Origin of the sequence: Pseudomonas sp. Irchel s3a18 (assembly GCF_900187535.1) — a bacterium.
Classification (GTDB): domain Bacteria; phylum Pseudomonadota; class Gammaproteobacteria; order Pseudomonadales; family Pseudomonadaceae; genus Aquipseudomonas.
In genome coordinates, this window is record NZ_FYDV01000002.1 from 407,427 (window position 1) to 428,431 (window position 21,005).

Annotated in this window: 19 protein-coding genes; 12 read left to right on the forward strand and 7 right to left on the reverse strand. The window is 58.7% G+C overall.

Annotated features, from left to right (window positions below; genetic code table 11):
* Nucleotides 1-379: 379 nt before the first annotated feature.
* Nucleotides 380-1,195, forward strand: coding sequence for a hypothetical protein (locus tag CKW29_RS25980; protein WP_256577047.1), 816 nt, complete (start codon nucleotides 380-382; stop codon nucleotides 1,193-1,195).
* Nucleotides 1,196-1,307: 112 nt separating this feature from the next.
* On the opposite strand, the gene CKW29_RS05065 is transcribed toward CKW29_RS25980, so the two are convergent.
* Together CKW29_RS05065 and CKW29_RS05070 are read right to left on the reverse strand one after the other, a co-directional pair.
* A complete protein-coding gene (locus CKW29_RS05065; protein ID WP_095145171.1) occupies nucleotides 1,308-2,525 on the reverse strand; it encodes an argininosuccinate synthase in 1,218 nt (405 codons plus the stop codon).
* Nucleotides 2,526-2,653: 128 nt separating this feature from the next.
* Nucleotides 2,654-3,562: an OmpA family protein gene (locus tag CKW29_RS05070; RefSeq protein ID WP_095145170.1), complete on the reverse strand. Its 909-nt coding sequence runs from the start codon at nucleotides 3,560-3,562 to the stop codon at nucleotides 2,654-2,656.
* Nucleotides 3,563-3,718: 156 nt separating this feature from the next.
* Between CKW29_RS05070 and pyrC the strand changes: the two genes are divergently transcribed.
* Together pyrC and rnt are read left to right on the forward strand one after the other, a co-directional pair.
* The gene (gene pyrC, locus CKW29_RS05075) at nucleotides 3,719-4,765 is read left to right on the forward strand and encodes a dihydroorotase (protein WP_095145169.1); all 1,047 of its coding nucleotides are present in this window, start codon (nucleotides 3,719-3,721) and stop codon (nucleotides 4,763-4,765) included.
* Nucleotides 4,762-5,433, forward strand: a complete 672-nt coding sequence (gene rnt / locus CKW29_RS05080; protein ID WP_095145168.1) for a ribonuclease T — start codon at nucleotides 4,762-4,764, stop codon at nucleotides 5,431-5,433. The genes pyrC and rnt overlap by 4 nt, the downstream gene beginning before the upstream one ends.
* Before the next feature lie 72 nt (nucleotides 5,434-5,505).
* Here the strand turns inward: rnt and CKW29_RS05085 are convergent, their stop codons facing one another.
* On the reverse strand, nucleotides 5,506-6,108 hold the full coding sequence (locus CKW29_RS05085; protein ID WP_095145167.1) for a peroxiredoxin: 603 nt from the start codon (nucleotides 6,106-6,108) through the stop codon (nucleotides 5,506-5,508).
* 316 nt (nucleotides 6,109-6,424) lie between these two features.
* On the opposite strand from CKW29_RS05085, the gene CKW29_RS05090 reads away from it, so the two are divergent.
* A complete protein-coding gene (locus tag CKW29_RS05090; RefSeq protein WP_093423249.1) occupies nucleotides 6,425-6,643 on the forward strand; it encodes a bacterioferritin-associated ferredoxin in 219 nt (72 codons plus the stop codon).
* Between the two features lie 200 nt (nucleotides 6,644-6,843).
* Nucleotides 6,844-7,317 (forward strand): bacterioferritin, encoded by a 474-nt coding sequence (gene bfr, locus CKW29_RS05095; RefSeq protein WP_095080025.1) that lies wholly within the window; start codon nucleotides 6,844-6,846, stop codon nucleotides 7,315-7,317.
* Nucleotides 7,318-7,415: 98 nt separating this feature from the next.
* On the opposite strand, the gene grxD is transcribed toward bfr, so the two are convergent.
* On the reverse strand, nucleotides 7,416-7,757 hold the full coding sequence (gene grxD, locus CKW29_RS05100; protein WP_095080024.1) for a Grx4 family monothiol glutaredoxin: 342 nt from the start codon (nucleotides 7,755-7,757) through the stop codon (nucleotides 7,416-7,418).
* 97 nt (nucleotides 7,758-7,854) lie between these two features.
* Nucleotides 7,855-9,963, reverse strand: coding sequence for a molybdopterin oxidoreductase family protein (locus tag CKW29_RS05105; RefSeq protein WP_095145166.1), 2,109 nt, complete (start codon nucleotides 9,961-9,963; stop codon nucleotides 7,855-7,857).
* 452 nt (nucleotides 9,964-10,415) lie between these two features.
* Between CKW29_RS05105 and argF the strand changes: the two genes are divergently transcribed.
* Together argF and CKW29_RS05115 are read left to right on the forward strand one after the other, a co-directional pair.
* A complete protein-coding gene (argF, locus tag CKW29_RS05110; protein ID WP_095145165.1) occupies nucleotides 10,416-11,336 on the forward strand; it encodes an ornithine carbamoyltransferase in 921 nt (306 codons plus the stop codon).
* A complete protein-coding gene (locus CKW29_RS05115) occupies nucleotides 11,333-12,442 on the forward strand; it encodes an ABC transporter ATP-binding protein (RefSeq protein WP_095145164.1) in 1,110 nt (369 codons plus the stop codon). The genes argF and CKW29_RS05115 overlap by 4 nt, the downstream gene beginning before the upstream one ends.
* Nucleotides 12,443-12,552: 110 nt before the next feature.
* Here CKW29_RS05115 and CKW29_RS05120 read toward each other — a convergent pair whose 3' ends face one another.
* Complete coding sequence (locus CKW29_RS05120; protein ID WP_095145163.1) at nucleotides 12,553-13,335, reverse strand: PhzF family phenazine biosynthesis protein; 783 nt, start codon at nucleotides 13,333-13,335, stop codon at nucleotides 12,553-12,555.
* 100 nt (nucleotides 13,336-13,435) lie between these two features.
* On the reverse strand, nucleotides 13,436-13,906 hold the full coding sequence (gene ybaK, locus CKW29_RS05125) for a Cys-tRNA(Pro) deacylase (protein ID WP_095145162.1): 471 nt from the start codon (nucleotides 13,904-13,906) through the stop codon (nucleotides 13,436-13,438).
* Between the two features lie 368 nt (nucleotides 13,907-14,274).
* On the opposite strand from ybaK, the gene CKW29_RS05130 reads away from it, so the two are divergent.
* The 5 genes from CKW29_RS05130 (at nucleotide 14,275) to CKW29_RS05150 (ending at nucleotide 20,903) form a co-directional block, all read left to right on the forward strand.
* Nucleotides 14,275-15,126: an MIP/aquaporin family protein gene (locus tag CKW29_RS05130; protein ID WP_095145161.1), complete on the forward strand. Its 852-nt coding sequence runs from the start codon at nucleotides 14,275-14,277 to the stop codon at nucleotides 15,124-15,126.
* Nucleotides 15,127-15,204: 78 nt separating this feature from the next.
* Nucleotides 15,205-16,710: a glycerol kinase GlpK gene (gene glpK / locus CKW29_RS05135; RefSeq protein WP_095148010.1), complete on the forward strand. Its 1,506-nt coding sequence runs from the start codon at nucleotides 15,205-15,207 to the stop codon at nucleotides 16,708-16,710.
* Nucleotides 16,711-16,985: 275 nt separating this feature from the next.
* A complete protein-coding gene (locus tag CKW29_RS05140; protein ID WP_095145159.1) occupies nucleotides 16,986-17,741 on the forward strand; it encodes a DeoR/GlpR family transcriptional regulator in 756 nt (251 codons plus the stop codon).
* 346 nt (nucleotides 17,742-18,087) lie between these two features.
* The gene (gene glpD, locus CKW29_RS05145; protein WP_095145158.1) at nucleotides 18,088-19,623 is read left to right on the forward strand and encodes a glycerol-3-phosphate dehydrogenase; all 1,536 of its coding nucleotides are present in this window, start codon (nucleotides 18,088-18,090) and stop codon (nucleotides 19,621-19,623) included.
* Nucleotides 19,624-19,988: 365 nt separating this feature from the next.
* A complete protein-coding gene (locus CKW29_RS05150) occupies nucleotides 19,989-20,903 on the forward strand; it encodes a glutamate/aspartate ABC transporter substrate-binding protein (protein ID WP_046041277.1) in 915 nt (304 codons plus the stop codon).
* The last annotated feature ends 102 nt before the right edge of the window (nucleotides 20,904-21,005 follow it).

A 21,005-nucleotide genomic window follows, 5' to 3' on the forward strand; every position in this document is an offset into this window, starting at 1 on the left:
TTTCGCTGTTCGAATGTTTAGAACCCTCACAATAGCCTAGTCGTTTCAACCTTGGGATGGTGACCTGCCCAACCATCCACGCCGAGAGACATTCCCTACAAACATCAAGGACGCTTCCTACAAAAACCCACAAAAAACTATGTCTCTTAAAGTTTACTTGATGACCCACAAGCCAGTTTTCTTTGGAATTCCCTGCTCAGCACACAACACAAAACCCGCCATACTGAAAACACTGCTGTACCTTCTTCAGCACTCATCTATCATAAAACAACCATTACAACTCACCACCAAACACACACACCCTTCTAAAAAACACCCCCTAACTTAACAAGCTCCACACATGAGTAATCCTACAACACAGTATTTGCGAGAATCCAACATGACAGAACATCAAATAAAAATAACAAACCCGATGACCATCATCGCGATATTCGCGACTATCTCCGAAACATCCGCAGCCGTATCACTCCCTTTCCTCGACGGGGAAGACCGGGAGATTTACATCTGGTTCCTGATCAGCTTCCCCTTCTACCTGCTCTTCCTATTCTTCTATACTTTAAACTTTAACTACAAATCACTGTACGCACCCTCAGACTTCCAAAAGAGCAAGCAATTTTTAAAGGTCATTGACGATACTGCACGATCAGAAATGAACAGAGACGACCACCTTGCCAAGACAGACGAACAAAGCCTGCAACCGCCAACAAGGAAAGAGCACGCAGAACGCTCAAAAAAACGGCGCCGTCGTGCATTACTGAAAGCCAGGTCTGACTATCTGCTTCAAAGCATGCAAGACCCTCCGGATATCGCTGCCCGTGACAATCTGAGTGTTCAACATCAAATCTCTTTACCGAAATCGATACAGAACATTCGCATCATGGATGCCCGCTGGATTCACAAGAAAAAAGAATTCAGACACCTGGTTTCCGAAGTCAATAAAAGCAAACACCCTCAACACAAAGCCATCATATTTCTTAGCTGCCATGAATCCGCGCACATAGTCAACGAAGTCTCACTCAAGGCCCCTGATATAAAATCCGACCCCACAAACAACTTTTACATAGTTTACAACTTGAGCACACTATCAGTGACAGTCATTGATCAGAACTCAAATCCACCCGACTACCCGAATCAGGAAAAATCGCTACAGATCAACGCAAGAGAGAAGGAAGACAGGGGAATTTCAGACCACTGAGCGTCAACTTCAGTGACAGGGACTCGACGCACGACCGACACACACAAAATTCTTCACTCGAATTGTGGCCCCGCACCACGCGGGGCCACAGTTCGTGACTAGCAAGGCAGCATCAGAACAGCTTGCGGCCTTTGTTCGCCGCGATGCGCATACGCAGCGCATTGAGCTTGATGAAGCCGGCTGCATCAGCCTGGTTGTACGCGCCGCCATCTTCTTCGAAGGTCGCGATGTTGGCGTCGAACAACGACTCGTCAGACTTACGGCCGGTAACGATCACATTGCCCTTGTACAGTTTCAGGCGAACGACGCCATTCACGTGCATCTGGGAAGCGTCGATCATCTGTTGCAGCATCAGGCGCTCAGGGCTCCACCAGTAGCCGGTGTAGATCAGGCTGGCGTACTTGGGCATCAACTCGTCTTTGAGGTGAGCCACTTCGCGGTCCAGGGTGATCGATTCGATAGCGCGGTGAGCACGCAGCATGATGGTGCCGCCAGGTGTCTCGTAGCAGCCACGGGACTTCATGCCGACATAGCGGTTCTCGACGATATCGAGACGGCCGATACCGTGTTCGCCACCGATGCGGTTGAGGGTAGCCAGCACGGTAGCCGGGCTCATCTCGACGCCGTCCAGTGCAACGATGTCACCGTTACGGTAAGTCAGTTCCAGGTACTGCGGCTTGTCCGGTGCTTTCTCCGGGGAGACGGTCCAACGCCACATGTCTTCTTCATGCTCGGTCCAGGTGTCTTCCAGCACGCCGCCTTCATAGGAGATGTGCAGCAGGTTGGCATCCATCGAGTACGGGGATTTTTTCTTGCCGTGGCGCTCGATCGGGATCGCGTGCTTCTCAGCATAGTCCATCAGCTTCTCGCGGGACAGCAGGTCCCACTCGCGCCATGGAGCGATGACTTTCACGCCTGGCTTGAGTGCATACGCGCCCAGTTCGAAACGTACCTGATCGTTGCCCTTGCCCGTGGCGCCGTGAGAAATGGCGTCAGCGCCGGTTTCGTTGGCGATTTCGATCAAGCGCTTGGCGATCAACGGACGAGCGATGGAAGTACCCAGCAGGTACTCGCCTTCGTAAACGGTGTTGGCGCGGAACATCGGGAACACGAAATCCCGCACGAATTCTTCGCGCAGATCGTCGATGTAGATTTCTTTTACGCCCATGGCCTGTGCCTTGGCGCGGGCCGGTTCGACCTCTTCGCCCTGACCCAGGTCGGCGGTGAAGGTCACCACTTCACAGTTATAAGTATCCTGCAGCCACTTGAGGATCACCGAAGTGTCCAGGCCGCCGGAATACGCCAGAACGACCTTGTTTACGTCCGCCATGCCATCACTCCACGGGGTTCTACGGAAAGCCGATAAGTCTAACGCTGCGAGAGGATAATTTACAGAGGCGCGACAGCTTATGACGACGAAGCGACAGATTATGTCGAGTGGGCGACGATTTCAGCCGTTCAGGATGCCGTGCCCGTGCTGCCGCTGGAGCTGACTTGCGGGGCAGGATCCTGCGCGGGCTCGACCCGCTCAAGTTGCACATTGACCCGACGGTTTTTCGCCCGATTGGCCGTATTGGTATTGGGCGCCAGGGGGTACCGTTCACCGTGGAAACGCAGGGTAATCTGCGACTCGGCAATACCATTGGCCTTGAGGTAATCCATCACCGCCAGCGCCCTGCGCCGGGACAGGTCACGGTTGGTCAGACGGTTGCCGCTGTTATCGGAATGCCCGTCGACCTCGATGTGATTGACCGTCGGATCAGCCTTCATGAACGCCAGCATCACCTGCAACCTGGCCTTGGCCTGTGCGTCCAGTTCGATACCGCCGCCCGGAAAACCGACCTGGGCCTGCTTCACCTGGTCATAATTCATGGGCAGCAACTTGGCGACACAGCCCTGGTAATCGGCATAGGCCTTGCTGAACCTGACCGGCAGCAGGCGTACTTCCGACACCCGGCCATCACGCGCGTAATGCCGAACCAGTGGACTGCGCCCGTCCATCAAGCCGCCGATGAGGCGCCCGGCCTGAAGCTGCGAACTGTTGAACAACACGTCGCCGCTGCCCAGCCTGACCGAGCCCAGGTTGATATCACCCCGCCCGGGCTGCCACGGCGCTGCGGCGGCCAGCAAGGTCGCCGAGCCACCGGCCAGCATCGGGTTATTGGCCTTCAAGCGAAACGTCGCCTGCTCGCCCGCTCGCCGCACGAACTCACCCGAGCCGAAATCGGTAACCGGCTGCGTCAGGCGGCATTCGAACTGGTCACCCTCGACCTTCCACTCAATGCTCTCCAGGCGTGTCTGGAAAGTGAGCGCCATGGCGGGAAGGCTGGCAAACACACTGAGCAAGGCTAGATAACGCTGGCGCACGGGAGGCTCCACTGACTTCTGCAACAAAAAGACCGATATATATGTTTACGGCATGCCTTTGTAATATCGGAAGCGTGCGACAAAACTTGATAGCGGGTGCCTGCAAGAGTCTTTTCCGGTAGCATTCCCATGAGTTTTACCCGCCTGGAATCCCCAATGTCCGACCACCTGACCCTGCTACGTCCCGACGACTGGCATATTCATCTTCGCGATGGTGCTGTGTTGCCCAATACAGTGGCGGATGTCGCGCGCACCTTTGGTCGCGCCATCATCATGCCTAACCTGGTACCACCGGTGCGAAACGCCGCTGAAGCCGACGCCTATCGCCAGCGCATTCTCGCTGCGCGCCCGGCCGGCAGCCGCTTCGAGCCGCTGATGGTGCTCTACCTGACCGACCGCACGACCGCCGACGAAATTCGCACGGCCAAGGCCTGCGGTTTCGTTCACGCCGCCAAGCTGTATCCGGCCGGTGCGACCACCAACTCGGATTCTGGCGTGACCAGCATCGACAAGATCTTCCCTGCGATCGAGGCCATGGCCGAAGTCGGGATGCCCTTGCTGGTCCACGGTGAAATCACCCGTGGCGACGTCGATGTCTTCGACCGCGAAAAGATCTTCATCGACGAGCACATGCGTCGTGTCGTGGAGCGTTTTCCAACGCTCAAGGTGGTGTTCGAACACATCACCACCAGCGATGCCGTGCAGTTCGTCAACGAGGCTTCGGCCAACGTGGGCGCGACCATCACCGCCCATCACCTGCTGTACAACCGCAACCACATGCTGGTCGGCGGGATTCGCCCGCACTTCTATTGCCTGCCGATTCTCAAGCGCAACACCCACCAGGTCGCCCTGCTGGATGCCGCCACCAGCGGCAGCGATAAGTTCTTCCTGGGTACTGACTCGGCGCCCCACGCCCAGCATGCCAAAGAAGCCGCCTGTGGCTGTGCCGGGTGCTACACCGCCTATGCCGCGATCGAGATGTATGCCGAAGCCTTTGAACAGCGCAACGCGCTGGACAAGCTCGAAGCCTTCGCCAGCCTCAACGGCCCGCGCTTCTATGGCCTGCCGGCGAACACCGACCGCATCACCCTGGTCCGCGAAGAATGGACCGCCCCAACCAGCCTGCCGTTCGGCGAGCTGACTGTCATCCCGCTGCGCGCCGGTGAAAAACTGCGCTGGCGCCTGCTGGAGGAACACGCGTGAGTGAAGACCATTACGACGACGAACAGGAAGGCCAGGGCGGCGGTTCGCGCCACCCGATGGCAGCCCGGTTCCGTGGATACCTGCCCGTCGTCGTCGACGTTGAAACCGGTGGTTTCAACTGTGCCACTGACGCCTTGCTGGAAATCGCCGCGACAACCATCAGCATGGACGAAAAGGGGTTTGTGTACCCTGATCACACCTATTTCTTCCGTGTCGAGCCGTTCGAAGGCGCCAACATTGAAGCTGCTGCACTGGAGTTCACCGGGATCAAGCTCGATCACCCACTGCGCATGGCGGTGAGTGAGGAGAGCGCGCTGACCGATATCTTCCGCGGTGTGCGCAAGGCGTTGAAGGCCAACGGCTGCAAACGGGCCATCCTGGTCGGCCACAACAGCAGCTTTGACCTGGGCTTCCTCAACGCTGCGGTCGCGCGCCTGGATATGAAGCGTAACCCGTTTCACCCGTTCTCCAGCTTCGACACCGCCACACTGGCCGGTTTGGCTTACGGCCAGACCGTACTGGCCAAGGCATGCCAAGCAGCCGACATCGACTTCGACGGACGCGAGGCCCACTCGGCTCGCTACGACACCGAGAAGACCGCTGATCTGTTCTGCGGCATCGTCAACCGCTGGAAACAAATGGGCGGCTGGGAAGACTTCAACGACTGATCGAGTCGCAGGTTTCTTGCGCCCATGAAAAACCGGCCACTGAGGCCGGTTTTTTTATACCTGACGCTTGGCTTACAGTGCCGCAGCGTGCTCGGTCAGGTAAGCAGCAACGCCTTCTGGCGAAGCGGTCATGCCTTTGTCGCCTTTTTTCCAGTTGGCCGGGCAAACTTCACCGTGCTCTTCGTGGAATTGCAGGGCGTCGACCAGACGGATCAGCTCTTCCATGTTACGGCCCAGCGGCAGGTCGTTGACGATCTGCGAGCGGACAACGCCTTTGTCGTCGATCAGGAACGCGCCACGGAACGCCACGCCACCTTCGGACTCAACGTCGTAGGCCTTGGCGATGTCGTGCTTCATGTCAGCAGCCATGATGTACTTGACCTGACCGATGCCGCCGGCGTTGACCGAGGTGTTGCGCCAGGCGTTGTGAGTGAAGTGCGAGTCGATCGAAACAGCGATCACTTCAACGTTACGCGCCTTGAAGTCAGCCATGCGGTTGTCCAGAGCGATCAGCTCGGACGGGCAGACGAAGGTGAAGTCCAGCGGGTAGAAGAACACCAGGCCGTATTTGCCTTTGATGGCCGACGACAGGTTGAAGCTGTCGACGATTTCGCCATTGCCGAGTACGGCCGGAACGGTGAAGTCAGGGGCTTGTTTGCCTACGAGTACGCTCATTGAAAATTTCCTGGTGTGGTGGCGTGATGAACGGTATCGAGCCAGTCTGTCGGGATTAAACGACAGGTTGATGAATCGACTGCCCTTCGCGAGGACCGGCCATCATACACTGCGTTTTTGACCTGTCCTCAACGGTTTTTCCAATGAGCCCAAAAACTCGGCAGGGGGGTTGCAGACAAACTCAGGGCACGCTTTGTACCGTTCGTCAGCCGAACGTGGATCCGCCACACAGCGTCGGGAAAGCACTTTGACAATCATTCTCGTTAACATTAAGATCCATCGCAATTGAGCCCTAACCAGCGACGGTTCTCACCTTATGTATGTCTGCCTCTGCACTGGCGTCACCGACGGTAAAATCCGCGATGCAATCTACGAAGGTTGCTGCAGCTACCGTGAAGTGCGCGAAGCCACCGGCGTTGCCAGTCAATGCGGCAAATGTGCCTGCCTTGCCAAGCAAGTAGTCCGCGAAACCCTCGCCGACCTGCAGTTGAGCCAGGCAGCCATCCCCTACCCTGTAGAGTTTTCTGCAGCGTGAAATAGAGCATTCCAAAGAACCGGACCCAGCGTCCGGTTTTTTTATGCCCATAATTCAATCGCTTAGCGTTCGGATGCGGAACACAAACATTCTTATTCCGATTAATTTTCATATATTATTCAATAACTTAGGTTTGACACTAAGTACTTGCCAGCTCAAACTCTGCCTTATATACGGTAATTAAAGGGCAGGACCCCATCATGAAAGGCGACGTCACAGTCATCCAGCACCTCAACAAGATTCTTGCCAATGAGCTGGTCGCAATCAATCAGTACTTCCTGCATGCGCGCATGTATGAAGATTGGGGCCTGAACAAGCTTGGCAAGCACGAGTACCACGAATCCATCGACGAGATGAAACACGCGGACAAGCTGATCAAGCGCATCCTGTTCCTCGAAGGCCTACCCAACGTCCAGGACCTGGGCAAGCTGCAGATCGGCGAGCACACCAAGGAAATGCTGGAGTGCGACCTGCGTATCGAGCGTACCGGCCATGCCGACCTCAAGGTCGCGATTGCCCATTGCGAAACCGTCGGCGACTTCGGCAGCCGTGAACTGCTCGAAGACATTCTTGAATCCGAAGAAGAACATATCGACTGGCTCGAAACCCAACTGGGCCTGATCGACAAAGTGGGCATGGAGAACTATCTGCAATCGCAGATGGGCGACGAGTAAGTTATCACTCGTTAAACCCGCCACACTAAAAAGCCCCGCCCTCTTACGAGAGGCGGGGCTTTTTATTACCTGCAGGGGCCGCGGCCCCTACTGGTGGATCAAGCTTCTGTCTTGGCCGCAGCGGCTTTGGCCGAAGCGTCCTTGATCAGTGCCTGCAACGAACCGTCTGCAGCCATTTCGATCATGATGTCGCTACCGCCGACCAGTTCGCCACCTACCCACAGTTGCGGGAAGGTTGGCCAGTTGGCGTATTTTGGCAGGTTGGCACGAATTTCCGGGTTCTGCAGGATGTCCACGTAAGCGAACTTCTCACCACAGCCCATGACCGCCTGAGCGGCTTTCGCGGAAAAGCCACACTGTGGCGCATTCGGCGAGCCTTTCATGTAAAGCAGAATGGTGTTGTTGGCAATCTGCTCTTTAATAGTTTCGATGATATCCATGAAGCACCTCGGCTGAACTTTCCGACTCAGTTGTCGGCACGGTGGCGCATTGTAACGGAAAGCCGGGCGCGATGCTCGGCCTCCCCGACAGACATGCCTACGCGGCTGCCACCGTCACCGGCACCCCATTGAGCGCCGCATTGCCGGACAACTCATCCAGTTGCTGCTCATCGGTCAGGTCATTGGCACTGGAGCCTGGTTGCCCCATGGCGATGGTCATCTGCACACCAGGCCGCGCATGCCCCCAGCCATGGGGCAGACTGACCACGCCCTTCATCATCTCGACACTGCCCAGCACCTCGACCTCGATCGCCCCGACCCGCGAGCTGACCCGCACCCGCTGACCGTCGTTGAGCCCACGGCTGGCAAGATCCTCTGGATGCATCAGCAACTGATGACGCGGCTTACCCTTCACCAGGCGGTGATAATTGTGCATCCACGAATTGTTGCTGCGCACATGGCGACGACCGATCAACAACAACTCATCAGCGACCGGTAGCTGTTGCGCGGCAAATCGCGCCAGGTCCGCCAGGATCGCTGGCGGCGCGGCCTGCACGCGCTGATTGGCGGTTTTCAGGCGCGGCCCAAGGTTGGCCTTGAGCGGCCCCAGGTCGATGCCGTGGGGGTGATCGAACAGGCTCGCCACCGACAGCTTGTACGGCGAGGCATCGCCATAGCGGCCGGCGCGCAAACCAAAATCGATCATCTGCGCCGGTGGCATCGTGGGTTTGAGTTCTTTGCCGGTCCGGACCGCAAACGCCTTGGCCAGTCCGACGAAAATCTCCCAGTCGTGCAGCGCGCCCTCGGGCTTGGGCAGGATGGCCCGGTTGAAGCGGCTGACATTGCGCACGGCGAACATATTGAACGTCGTATCGTAGTGATCGTTTTCCAGCGCCGAGGTCGACGGCAGGATCAGATCGGCATAGCGCGTGGTCTCGTTGATGTACAGGTCGATGCTGACCATGAACTCCAGCCCGTCCAGCGCCTGTTCCAGTTGTCGACCATTGGGGGTCGACAGCACCGGGTTACCGGCCACGGTCACCAGCGCACGCACCTGCCCCTCCCCTTCGGTGAGCATCTCTTCGGCCAGCGCCGACACCGGCAACTCACCGCCGTACTCCGGACGCCCGGACACCCGGCTTTGCCACTGATTGAAATGCCCACCCGAGGTCGACGCCACCAGATCGACAGCCGGCTCGGTGCACAGTGCGCCTCCGACCCGATCCAGGTTACCGGTGACCAGGTTGATCAGCTGCACCAGCCAATGGCACAAGGTACCGAACGCCTGGGTGGAAATGCCCATGCGACCATAACAAACCGCAGTCCTGGCGGCGGCGAAATCCCGGGCCAGTTGCCGAATCTGCCCGGCCGGTACCGCGCACAGCGGGCTCATCGCTTCAGCACTGAAGCCGCTGACCGCCTGGCGAACCTCCTCCAGCCCATCGACCGGTAAATGACTGTCGCGCGTCAGGCCTTCGCTGAACAGGGTATTGAGCAAGCCGAACAACAGCGCCGCATCGCCTCCCGGGCGGACAAACAGATGCTGGTCGGCAATCGCAGCTGTCTCGCTGCGCCTCGGGTCGACCACCACCACTTTGCCGCCCCGTGCCTGAATCGCCTTCAAGCGCTTTTCCACATCCGGCACGGTCATGATGCTGCCATTGGAGGCCAGCGGGTTGCCGCCCAGGATCAGCATGAAGTCGGTGTGATCGATGTCGGGAATCGGCAACAGCAGCCCGTGGCCATACATCAAGTGACTGGTCAGGTGATGGGGCAATTGGTCGACCGAAGTCGCGGAGTAGCGGTTGCGGGTTTTCAGCAGGCCGAGGAAATAGTTGCTGTGGGTCATCAACCCATAGTTGTGCACGCTGGGGTTGCCCTGGTACACCGCGACAGCGTTCTGGCCATGGCGCTCCTGAATCGCTGCAAGGCGTTCAGCCACCAGGGCAAACGCGTCTTCCCAGGCAATCGCTTGCCACTCGCTGCCCACGCGCTGCATGGGGTGGCGCAGGCGATCGGGATCGTTCTGGATATCCTGCAAGGCCACCGCCTTGGGGCAGATATGGCCGCGACTGAAGCTGTCTTGCGCGTCGCCCTTGATTGAGGTGATCTGCAGGCCGGCATCGTCGGTTGCCGTGGTTTCGATGGTCAAGCCGCAAATGGCTTCACACAGGTGGCACGCACGGTAATTGAGAGTCTTGGTCATGGCCAGTCTCTGTTTTATTCGGGGCAACCAACGCACGGTTGCGGGAACAAAACTATGGGCCGTGACCGGCCGCCGCGCCAGCGACGTTCGTCTTGTGAATCGCCAGCCATCAGGCCTGCCGATAGCGGCCCCGGGCACCGGGCCCTATCAGTCAGAAACCGACCAGGGCGACACCTTGAACGTCTCGCTCGATTGCCAAGGCGCGCGAGGGCAGTGTACAAAGGACTGGCTGCTGTCAGGAAACAGGCTTCAAAAGCGCTACCGCGATCGTCCCGTAGCCCCTCTGAAATCCCCTAAAAACTGTAGCCTATTGGTAAGACGCGACATTTAATGTCAATATCGCGCCTTCCCCTATTTCGTCGCCCCGTGCGGCTTACGCCGCAGGTCTCGCCCGTTTTCCAATGAAACAAGGCTTTGAGTATCTGCGGTCCGTTGCAAAAAGGTAGTCAATGATGAGCGCAAGGCACTTTCTCTCCCTGATGGATTGCACGCCCGAAGAGCTGGTCAGCGTGATCCGTCGAGGCATTGAGCTCAAAGACCTGCGTAACCGCGGCGTACTGTTCGAGCCGTTGAAAAACCGCGTCCTGGGCATGATTTTCGAGAAGTCCTCGACCCGCACCCGCCTGTCGTTCGAAGCAGGCATGATCCAGCTGGGTGGCCAGGCGATTTTCCTTTCGCCGCGCGACACCCAACTGGGGCGCGGCGAGCCGATCGGCGACTGCGCCATCGTCATGTCGCGCATGCTCGATGCGGTGATGATCCGCACCTTCGCCCACAGCACCCTGACCGAATTTGCCGCCAACTCGCGCGTACCGGTAATCAACGGCTTGTCCGATGACCTGCACCCGTGCCAGCTGCTGGCCGACATGCAAACCTTCCTTGAGCATCGCGGCTCGATCCAGGGCAAGACCGTCGCCTGGATCGGCGACGGCAACAACATGTGCAACAGCTATATAGAAGCCGCCATCCAGTTCGACTTCCAGTTGCGCATCGCCTGCCCCGAGGGCTACGAGCCCAACCCGGAATTCGTGGCAAGAGCAGGTGACCGCGTGACCATCGTCCGCGATCCGAAGGTTGCCGTGCTGGGCGCCCATCTGGTCAGCACCGACGTCTGGACCTCCATGGGCCAGGAAGAAGAAACCGCCAAGCGCCTCACATTGTTCGCGCCGTTTCAGGTCAATCGCACCCTGCTCGATCTCGCCGCAGAGGATGTCCTGTTCATGCACTGCCTGCCCGCCCACCGTGGCGAAGAAATCAGCCTCGACCTGCTGGACGACCCGCGCTCGGTCGCCTGGGACCAGGCAGAAAATCGTCTTCACGCACAAAAGGCCTTGCTCGAGTTTCTCGTCGAGCCTGCGTACCATCACGCATGAGCCATCCATTACTGCTGAACCTGCGCAACCTGGCCTGCGGCTATCAAGACCAGCGGGTCGTTCAGAACCTCAACCTGCACCTCAATGCCGGTGACATTGGCTGCCTGCTCGGTTCATCCGGTTGCGGCAAAACCACAACCCTGCGCGCGATTGCAGGCTTCGAGCCGATTCACGAAGGGGAAATCCAGCTGGCGGGTGAAACCATCTCCAGCGCCGGTTTTACCCTCGCCCCGGAGAAACGCCGGATCGGCATGGTGTTCCAGGACTATGCCCTGTTTCCTCACCTGAGCGTGGCCGACAACATTGCCTTCGGCATTCGCAAGCACCCGGACAAAGAACGGGTCACCGCCGAGATGCTGGAGTTGGTCAATCTCAAGCACCTGGGCAAGCGCTTCCCCCACGAACTGTCTGGCGGCCAGCAGCAACGGGTCGCACTGGCCCGGGCCCTGGCGCCAGAGCCACAACTCTTGTTGCTGGACGAACCGTTTTCCAACCTCGATGGCGAATTGCGACGCAAGTTGAGCCACGAAGTCCGGGATATCCTCAAGAGCCGGGGCACCAGTGCGATTCTGGTGACGCACGACCAGGAAGAAGCCTTCGCGGTCAGCGACCAGGTCGGGGTGTTCAAGGAAGGTCGACTGGAACAGTGGGACACGCCCTACAACCTGTACCACGAACCACTGACACCTTTCGTTGCCAGTTTTATCGGCCAGGGCTACTTCATTCGCGGCCAGTTGCAGACCCCCGAATCGGTGCAAACCGAGCTCGGCGAACTGCGCGGTAATCGTGCTTACACCTGGCCAATCGGCGGTGCCGTGGACGTGTTACTGCGTCCCGACGACATTGTCTATGCCCCCGACAGCCCGTTGAGAGCGCGGATCGTGGGTAAGTCGTTCCTCGGCGCCTCGACCCTGTATCGCCTGCAACTGCCGACGGGCAGCCAACTGGAGTCGATCTTTCCAAGCCACGCCGACCATCTGGTCGGAGCCGAAGTCGGCATTCGTGTGGCGGCTGAACACCTGGTGCTGTTCCAGGCGCCCGGCAGCATGGCCGCGCAGATTGCGCAGATCGAGTCAGGGGTTCGGCGGTACAGCACTGCCAGCTGAACAGAGTTCGCTTGATCGTTCCCACGCTCTGCGTGGGAATGCCTCAAGGGATGCTCCGCGTCCAGTGACTCGGAGCGTCACGAACTGCATTCCCACGCGGGAGCAGATCATCAATCCAACATCAAGGTCCCGCTGGCCACCAGCGTCGCATGACCGCCGATTTTCACCCGACTGCCTTCCAGGCGGCAGAACAACTCCCCTCCCCGCGCCGAACGCTGAAACGCCGTCAGCCTGGTTTTGTCCAGACGCTGCGCCCAATAGGGGATCAACAGGCAATGGGTCGATCCAGTGACCGGGTCCTCGTTGATACCGATGGCCGGGGCAAAATACCTCGACACGAAATCATGCTGTGCTCCACGGGCCGTCACGATCACCCCCAACCAAGGCAGCTTTGCCAGCGCAGCCATGTCAGGCTGGCAATCGATGACTGCCTGCTCTGACTCCAGCACCACCAACAATTCGTTTGAACCCAGCACCTCGACCGGTTGCACCCCCAGCGCCCGCGCCACTTGCTGATAGTCCTGCACCTCACGCGCATCGATGGCAGGAAAGTCCAGCCACAGCCGCTCGCCTTCCCGAGTCACGCTCAAGGGGCCGGACTGGCTGATGAAGTCCAGGCGCTCGGCCGGCTCGTGAAAGACCTCGAACAATACATAGGCACTGGCCAGCGTCGCATGCCCACACAAAGGTACTTCGGTAGCAGGCGTGAACCAGCGGATACGCCAACCCTCGGCTTCGCGCACCACAAACGCCGTTTCGGCGAGGTTGTGTTCGGCGGCGATTTGTTGCATCAGCTCATCACTGAGCCAGGTATCGAGCCGATAGACCATCGCCGGATTGCCACTGAACGGGCGCTCGCTGAACGCATCGACCTGATGAAACGCTAACTGCATGGCGCGGACCTCCTTGTGATAAGTCGGACGCGAGCATGCAGTAACCGTCGCCAGCCGGGCAGAGACAGAGCCGGCCAATTTTCACCATACAGCGCAACCGTCAGCCGCGACCGATATCGGCAAACTTGGCTTGGGTGTGCTCGGCCAGCACCGACGCCGCCAACTCGACCTCCAGGCCCCGCCGCCCGGCACTGACATAAACACTTGCAAAAGGTTGGGCACTGTTATCGATGAAGGTGCGCAGGCGCTTCTTTTGTCCCAGCGGGCTGATGCCACCCAACAAATAGCCGGTCGCCCGTTGCGCGGCGGCAGGGTCAGCCATCTCGACTTTCTTCACCCCCGCGGCCTGGGCCAGCGCCTTGAGGTCCAGGCTTCCGACGACTGGCACCACAGCGACCAGCAACTCGCCCTTTTCACTCGCCGCCAGCAACGTCTTGAACACTTGCGCGGGGTCCAGCCCCAGCTTTTCCGCAGCCTCCAGCCCATACGAGGCGGCCTTCGGATCATGTTCATAACTGTGCACGCGATGTTCGGCTCGAACTTTTTTCAGCAGATCCAATGCGGGGGTCATGGCAGCTCCAAGCGTGGCAAAACAACAAAAATGTTGCGCCGGATTCTAGGACATCAGACAGCAAAAGGCTTCATGGCCAGCGTTTTATCCCTCCGCAGGCGCCAACCTGGAGAGCCAGACCAGGACTGTTCCACACCTCGAACCCGCAGTCATTCATCAAGCCGTCAGTTTAAAAGTGACTGACAGTTCACTTTCGACCTTTGACAGCAGCGTTTCTTGTCTATATTTTTTCGAATCTGAATATATGCGAAGATTCCTAGCAACACCCGGCAGCAAGCCGAGACCAGGATGGGGATCCTGCCTCGGTGAAAATCGCGCTCAGTCCTTTCGGAAACAGCGCCAGACAACAACAAAAACCGAGGTTTTCAATGACAACTGCTTTACAGCAACCTTCGCTCTCGAGCCAATGCATGGCCGAGTTCCTGGGCACTGCCTTACTGATCTTCTTTGGTACCGGTTGCGTTGCCGCGCTCAAAGTCGCCGGTGCCAGCTTTGGCCTGTGGGAAATCAGCATTATCTGGGGGGTTGGCGTGAGCATGGCGATCTACCTGACCGCGGGTGTTTCCGGCGCGCACCTGAACCCGGCCGTCAGTATTGCCCTGAGCATTTTCACCGACTTTGAAAAACGCAAACTGCCGTTCTACATCCTCTCTCAGGTCGCTGGCGCCTTCTGCGCCGCCTTGTTGGTTTACACGCTTTACAGCAACCTGTTCTTCGATTTCGAACAAAGCCATCAAATGGTCCGTGGCAGCCAGGCCAGCCTTGAACTGGCATCCGTGTTCTCCACCTTCCCCAACCCTGCCCTGTCGACAGGTCAGGCGTTCCTCGTCGAGGTCATCATCACTGCGATCCTGATGGGCGTGATCATGTCCCTGACCGACGACAACAATGGCCTGCCGAAAGGCCCGCTGGCACCGCTGCTGATTGGCCTGCTGATCGCGGTGATCGGCAGTTCGATGGGCCCGCTGACCGGCTTCGCGATGAACCCGGCACGTGACTTCGGTCCGAAACTGATGACTTTTTTCGCTGGCTGGGGTGAAATTTCCTTCACTGGCGGCCGCGATATTCCTTACTTCCTGATTCCTGTCTTTGCACCGATTGTCGGTGCCTGCCTCGGTGCCGCGGCCTATCGCGGGCTCATTGCCCGTCATCTGCCTGGCGCCGAACCTGCTACAAAGGATGCAGAACCAGCCATTGACGGCAAACCACGAGTTTCCTGAAAGCGGCGGCGCGCGTTCCTGCCCATCCTTGACCACGCGCCCCCCATCCACTCCCTTATTTCGTCCAAGGCAATCGACATGACCGACACACAGAATAAGAACTACATCATTGCCCTCGATCAGGGTACGACCAGCTCGCGCGCGATCATCTTCGACCGTGACGCCAACGTGGTCTGCACCGCACAACGCGAATTCGCCCAGCACTACCCCCAAGCCGGCTGGGTCGAGCACGACCCGATGGAAATCTTCGCCACCCAAAGCGCGGTGATGGTCGAGGCCCTGGCACAAGCCGGCCTGCACCATGACCAGGTGGCCGCCATCGGCATCACCAACCAGCGTGAAACCACCGTGGTCTGGGACAAGACCACCGGCCGCCCGATCTATAACGCGATCGTCTGGCAGTGCCGCCGCAGCACCGAGATCTGCGAGCAACTCAAGCGCGACGGTCACGAGCAATACATCAGCGACACCACGGGCCTGGTCACCGACCCGTACTTCTCCGGCACCAAGCTCAAGTGGATCCTGGACAACGTCGAGGGCAGCCGCGAGCGGGCGCGCAAGGGCGAGTTGCTGTTCGGCACCGTCGACAGCTGGCTGATCTGGAAATTCACTGGCGGCAAGACCCACGTCACCGACTACACCAACGCCTCGCGCACCATGCTCTTCAACATCCACACCCTGGAGTGGGACGCGAAGATGCTGGAGGTGCTGGACATCCCGCGCGAGATGCTGCCAGAGGTGAAGTCTTCGTCGGAAATCTATGGGCACACCAAGAGCGGCATCGCCATCGGCGGTATCGCCGGTGACCAGCAGGCTGCCCTGTTCGGCCAGATGTGCGTGGAACCAGGCCAGGCGAAAAACACCTACGGCACCGGCTGCTTCCTGCTGATGAACACCGGCACCAAAGCGGTGAAATCCAGCCACGGCATGCTCACCACCATCGCCTGCGGCCCCCGGGGTGAAGTCGCTTACGCGCTGGAAGGTGCGGTATTCAATGGCGGCTCCACCGTGCAGTGGTTGCGCGACGAACTGAAGATCATCAACGACGCCCACGACACCGAGTACTTCGCCAACAAGGTCAAGGACAGCAACGGCGTGTACCTGGTGCCCGCCTTTACCGGCCTGGGCGCTCCATACTGGGACCCCTATGCCCGCGGTGCTTTATTCGGCCTGACCCGCGGCGTACGGGTGGACCACATCATTCGTGCCGCCCTGGAGTCGATTGCCTTCCAGACCCGCGACGTACTCGACGCCATGCAACAGGACTCCGGCGAACGCCTCAAGGCCCTGCGAGTGGACGGCGGCGCGGTCGCCAACAACTTCCTGATGCAGTTCCAGGCCGACATTCTCGGCACCCAGGTCGAGCGCCCGCAAATGCGTGAAACCACCGCGCTCGGCGCCGCCTACCTGGCCGGCCTGGCCTGTGGCTTCTGGGGCAGCCTGGAAGAACTGCGTGGCAAGGCAGTGATCGAACGAGAGTTCGACCCGCAACTGGACGAAGCAACAAAGGAAAAACTCTACGCCGGCTGGAAAAAAGCCGTCAGCCGCACCCGCGACTGGGAGCCGCACGAAGGTGCTGAGTAAGCCAGACTGAGCACTCGTATCGGTATGTCCAAGCAGCGTGAAAGCGTAGCGAGCGAAGGAAAGACAAGGCAAAAACAGGCGAGGACCGGCTGCGGTCGCACACGACTTTACGAGGTTGTAAATGAGCAGTCCGAGCCTGTTTGTAACGCAGGATTGCTTGCGTAACGCCAAAGGCGTCCAGCACGAAGTAGCTTTCACGTTGTTTGGAAACTGGTAGGGAGCAGATTCCTGCGTCATCATGGGCAAATTTTGCACGGCAGCCCAAAGGAAGCCCCATGAATCTGCCTCCCCGTCAGCAGCAAATCCTCGAACTGGTCCGCGAACGCGGCTACGTCAGCATTGAGGAAATGGCCCAACTGTTCGTTGTGACACCGCAGACCATCCGCCGCGACATCAATCAACTGGCCGAAGACAACCTGTTGCGTCGCTACCATGGCGGAGCAGCCTATGACTCAAGCGTGGAAAACACCGCGTATGCCATGCGCGCCGACCAGATGCGCGACGAAAAACAGCGCATCGGCGAAGCCATTGCCCGGCAAATCCCCGACCACGCCTCGCTGTTCATCAATATCGGCACCACCACCGAATCCATCGCTCGGGCGCTGCTCAACCACAGCCACCTGAAGATCATCACCAATAACCTGCATGTCGCCTCGATGCTCAGCGCCAAGGACGACTTCGATGTGCTGCTCACCGGCGGCAACGTACGCCGCGATGGCGGCGTTGTCGGTCAGGCCAGTGTCGACTTCATCAACCAGTTCAAGGTCGATTATGCTCTGGTGGGCATCAGCGGCATCGACGAGGACGGCAGCCTGCTGGACTTCGACTACCAGGAAGTGCGGGTCTCCCAGGCGATCATCGCCAACGCCCGGCAAGTGATCCTGGCGGCCGACTCCAGCAAGTTCGGGCGCAATGCCATGATTCGCCTGGGCCCCATCAGCCTGATCGACTGCCTGGTAACTGACCAGCAGCCGGTACCTGCCTTGGCGCAACTGCTGAACCACCACAAGATTCGCCTGGAAGTCGTTTAATCCCACCCGACGGTAAAGCTCCCCTGTGGCGAGGGAGCTTGCTCCCGCTCGGCGGCGAAGCCGTCGCACACCCGGCGGCGGGTCGGGTGCATCTGAATGAGTTCGATTGAATGGTTCTGGGGCTGCCGTGCCCGAACGCGGACCGGCCCAGCGAGAGCAAGCTCCCTCGCCACAAAAGAGCTGCACCTCACATTAATGTTCGAAAATTTTCCTTTAGCGGCCCTTCGATGAGTTTTTTCAATCGAAGCCGACTGGCCGTGCCCGCCTTTATGAGCTAACATTTTCGCAAATGAACATTAATGTTCGAATTCAAATACAGATAATCAAAAGAGTCCGAGGCCAGCCAATGCGCACTTCCACCCTGACGCCCCCACTTGCCGAGATCTATGACATTGCCGTTATCGGTGGTGGGATCAATGGTGTCGGGATTGCAGCGGATGCCGCCGGCCGCGGTCTCTCGGTGTTCCTTTGCGAAAAGGACGATCTGGCCAGCCATACCTCGTCCGCCAGCAGCAAGCTGATCCACGGCGGCCTGCGCTACCTCGAACACTACGAATTCCGCCTGGTGCGCGAGGCCCTGGCAGAACGGGAAGTGCTGCTGGCCAAGGCACCGCACATCGTCAAGCAGATGCGCTTCGTGCTACCTCACCGCCCGCACCTGCGTCCGGCGTGGATGATCCGTGCCGGCCTGTTCCTGTATGACCACCTGGGCAAGCGCGAGAAACTCGCCGGCTCCAGAAGCCTGAAATTCGGCGCCGACAGCGCACTGAAAAGCGAAATCACCAAGGGCTTCGAGTACTCCGACTGCTGGGTCGACGACGCCCGCCTCGTAGTACTCAACGCCATGGCTGCCCGAGAAAAAGGTGCCCACGTCCACACCCAGACCCGTTGCGTCAGCGCCCGTCGTAGTAAAGGCCTGTGGCACCTGCATCTGGAGCGTGCCGACGGCAGCCTGTTCTCGATCTGCGCAAAGGCGCTGGTGAACGCTGCCGGCCCATGGGTCGCCAAATTCATTCGCGACGACCTGAAGATGGAATCGCCTTACGGCATCCGCCTGATCCAGGGCAGCCATCTGATCGTGCCAAAACTGTACGAAGGCGAACACGCGCATATCCTGCAAAACGAAGATCAGCGCATCGTGTTCACGATCCCGTACCTCAATCACTTCACCCTGATTGGTACTACGGACCGTGAATACACGGGCGACCCGGCCAAAGTCGCAATCACCGAGGGCGAGACCGACTACCTGATCAAGGTCGTCAATGCGCACTTCAAGAAACAGATCAGCCGCGAGGACATCCTGCACACCTATTCCGGTGTTCGCCCACTGTGTAACGACGAGTCCGACAACCCGTCGGCCGTGACCCGGGACTACACCCTGGCGCTGTCCGGCAGCGGCGAAGAAGCCCCACTGCTGTCAGTGTTCGGCGGCAAGCTGACCACTTACCGCAAGTTGGCCGAATCGGCCATGGCGCAACTGGCCCCTTACTTCAAGGACATCAAGCCAAGCTGGACCGCCAGTGCGACCCTACCAGGCGGTGAAGACATGACCACCCCCCAGGCCTTGAGTGCGTTGATTCGCGACAAATTCGACTGGGTACCAACGGAAATCTCCCGACGCTGGGCCACCACCTACGGCAGCCGCACCTGGCGCATGCTCGAAGGCGTGCAGAACCTGAACGACCTGGGTGAACACCTGGGCGGCGGTCTCTATAGCCGCGAAGTCGATTACCTGTGCAGCGAAGAATGGGCTACCACCGCTCACGATATCCTGTGGCGCCGCAGCAAACTGGGCTTGTTCACCACCCAGGACGAGCAAGCGAAGGTTCAGCAATACCTGGACACGGTTGAAATGAACCGTCGGAAGATCGAAGCGGCCTGATTGCCGATTCGATGGATCAAAAGCCCCTGGCACCGATAGGTCCAGGGGCTTTGTACATTCTGATGCCCCCTGATCGCTCCCGGGCAAAGTGGGCAATACCGACGGAAATGCATTCGGTTTTCCGAACGCGACTCTGCGGTCGATTCGGTTAACCGGACCTTCCTCCTCGAACATCGTCGCCACAAATATTTAATATCCTTATAAATCAACAAGTTAACTTGAAAGCCCTAGCCTGGCACGACTCATGCTCTACACTCTTGGACGAATGCCTGAGGTGCCAACACTTCAGGAGCCCTCCAGGCATTCCGCTGCACAAGAGAGCCGAAGAACTGGCTCCATAAAATAACAATGTCGAGGAAAATTTGATGCGCATCGTTCCCCATATCCTGGGCGCAGCCATTGCTGCCGCTCTGATCAGCACGCCAGTTTTCGCCGCCGAACTCACCGGCACCCTGAAGAAGATCAAAGAGTCCGGCACCATCACCCTGGGCCATCGCGACGCTTCCATTCCGTTTTCCTACATTGCAGACGCTTCCGGCAAACCGGTCGGCTACTCCCACGATATTCAGCTGAAAGTCGTTGAAGCGCTGAAAAAAGACCTGGACATGCCGAACCTCCAGGTCAAATACAACCTGGTGACTTCGCAAACCCGTATCCCGCTGGTGCAGAACGGCACCGTGGACCTCGAGTGCGGCTCCACCACCAACAACGTGGAACGTCAGCAACAAGTTGACTTCTCCGTGGGCATCTTCGAAATCGGTACTCGCCTGCTGTCCAAGGCAGACTCCAAGTACAAGGATTTCCCTGACCTGGCCGGCAAGAACGTCGTGACCACCGCCGGCACCACGTCCGAGCGCATCCTCAAGGCGATGAACGCCGACAAGCAGATGGGCATGAACGTCATCTCCGCCAAAGACCATGGCGAGTCGTTCCAGATGCTGGAAACCGGCCGCGCAGTGGCCTTCATGATGGACGACGCCCTGCTGGCGGGTGAAGCGGCCAAGGCCAAGAAGGCAAGCGACTGGGCCGTGACCGGCACTCCACAGTCCTACGAAATCTACGGCTGCATGGTGCGCAAAGGCGACGAGCCGTTCAAAAAGGCTGTGGATGACGCCATCAAGGCCACCTACGCATCGGGCGAGATCAACAAGATCTACGAAAAATGGTTCATGCAACCGATCCCGCCAAAAGGCCTGAACCTGAACTTCCCGATGAGCGACGAGCTCAAGGCCCTGATCGCCAAACCGACCGATAAAGCGGCTGACGACAAGAAGTCCTGATTTCTGACTAACCTTATCTCCTGAGGGGGCCGCGGCCCTCTCAGGAGGTTGTCACTCCCTGCTGGCATTTTTTGGAAACACTCGAACCGGTGGCTGTCGAGC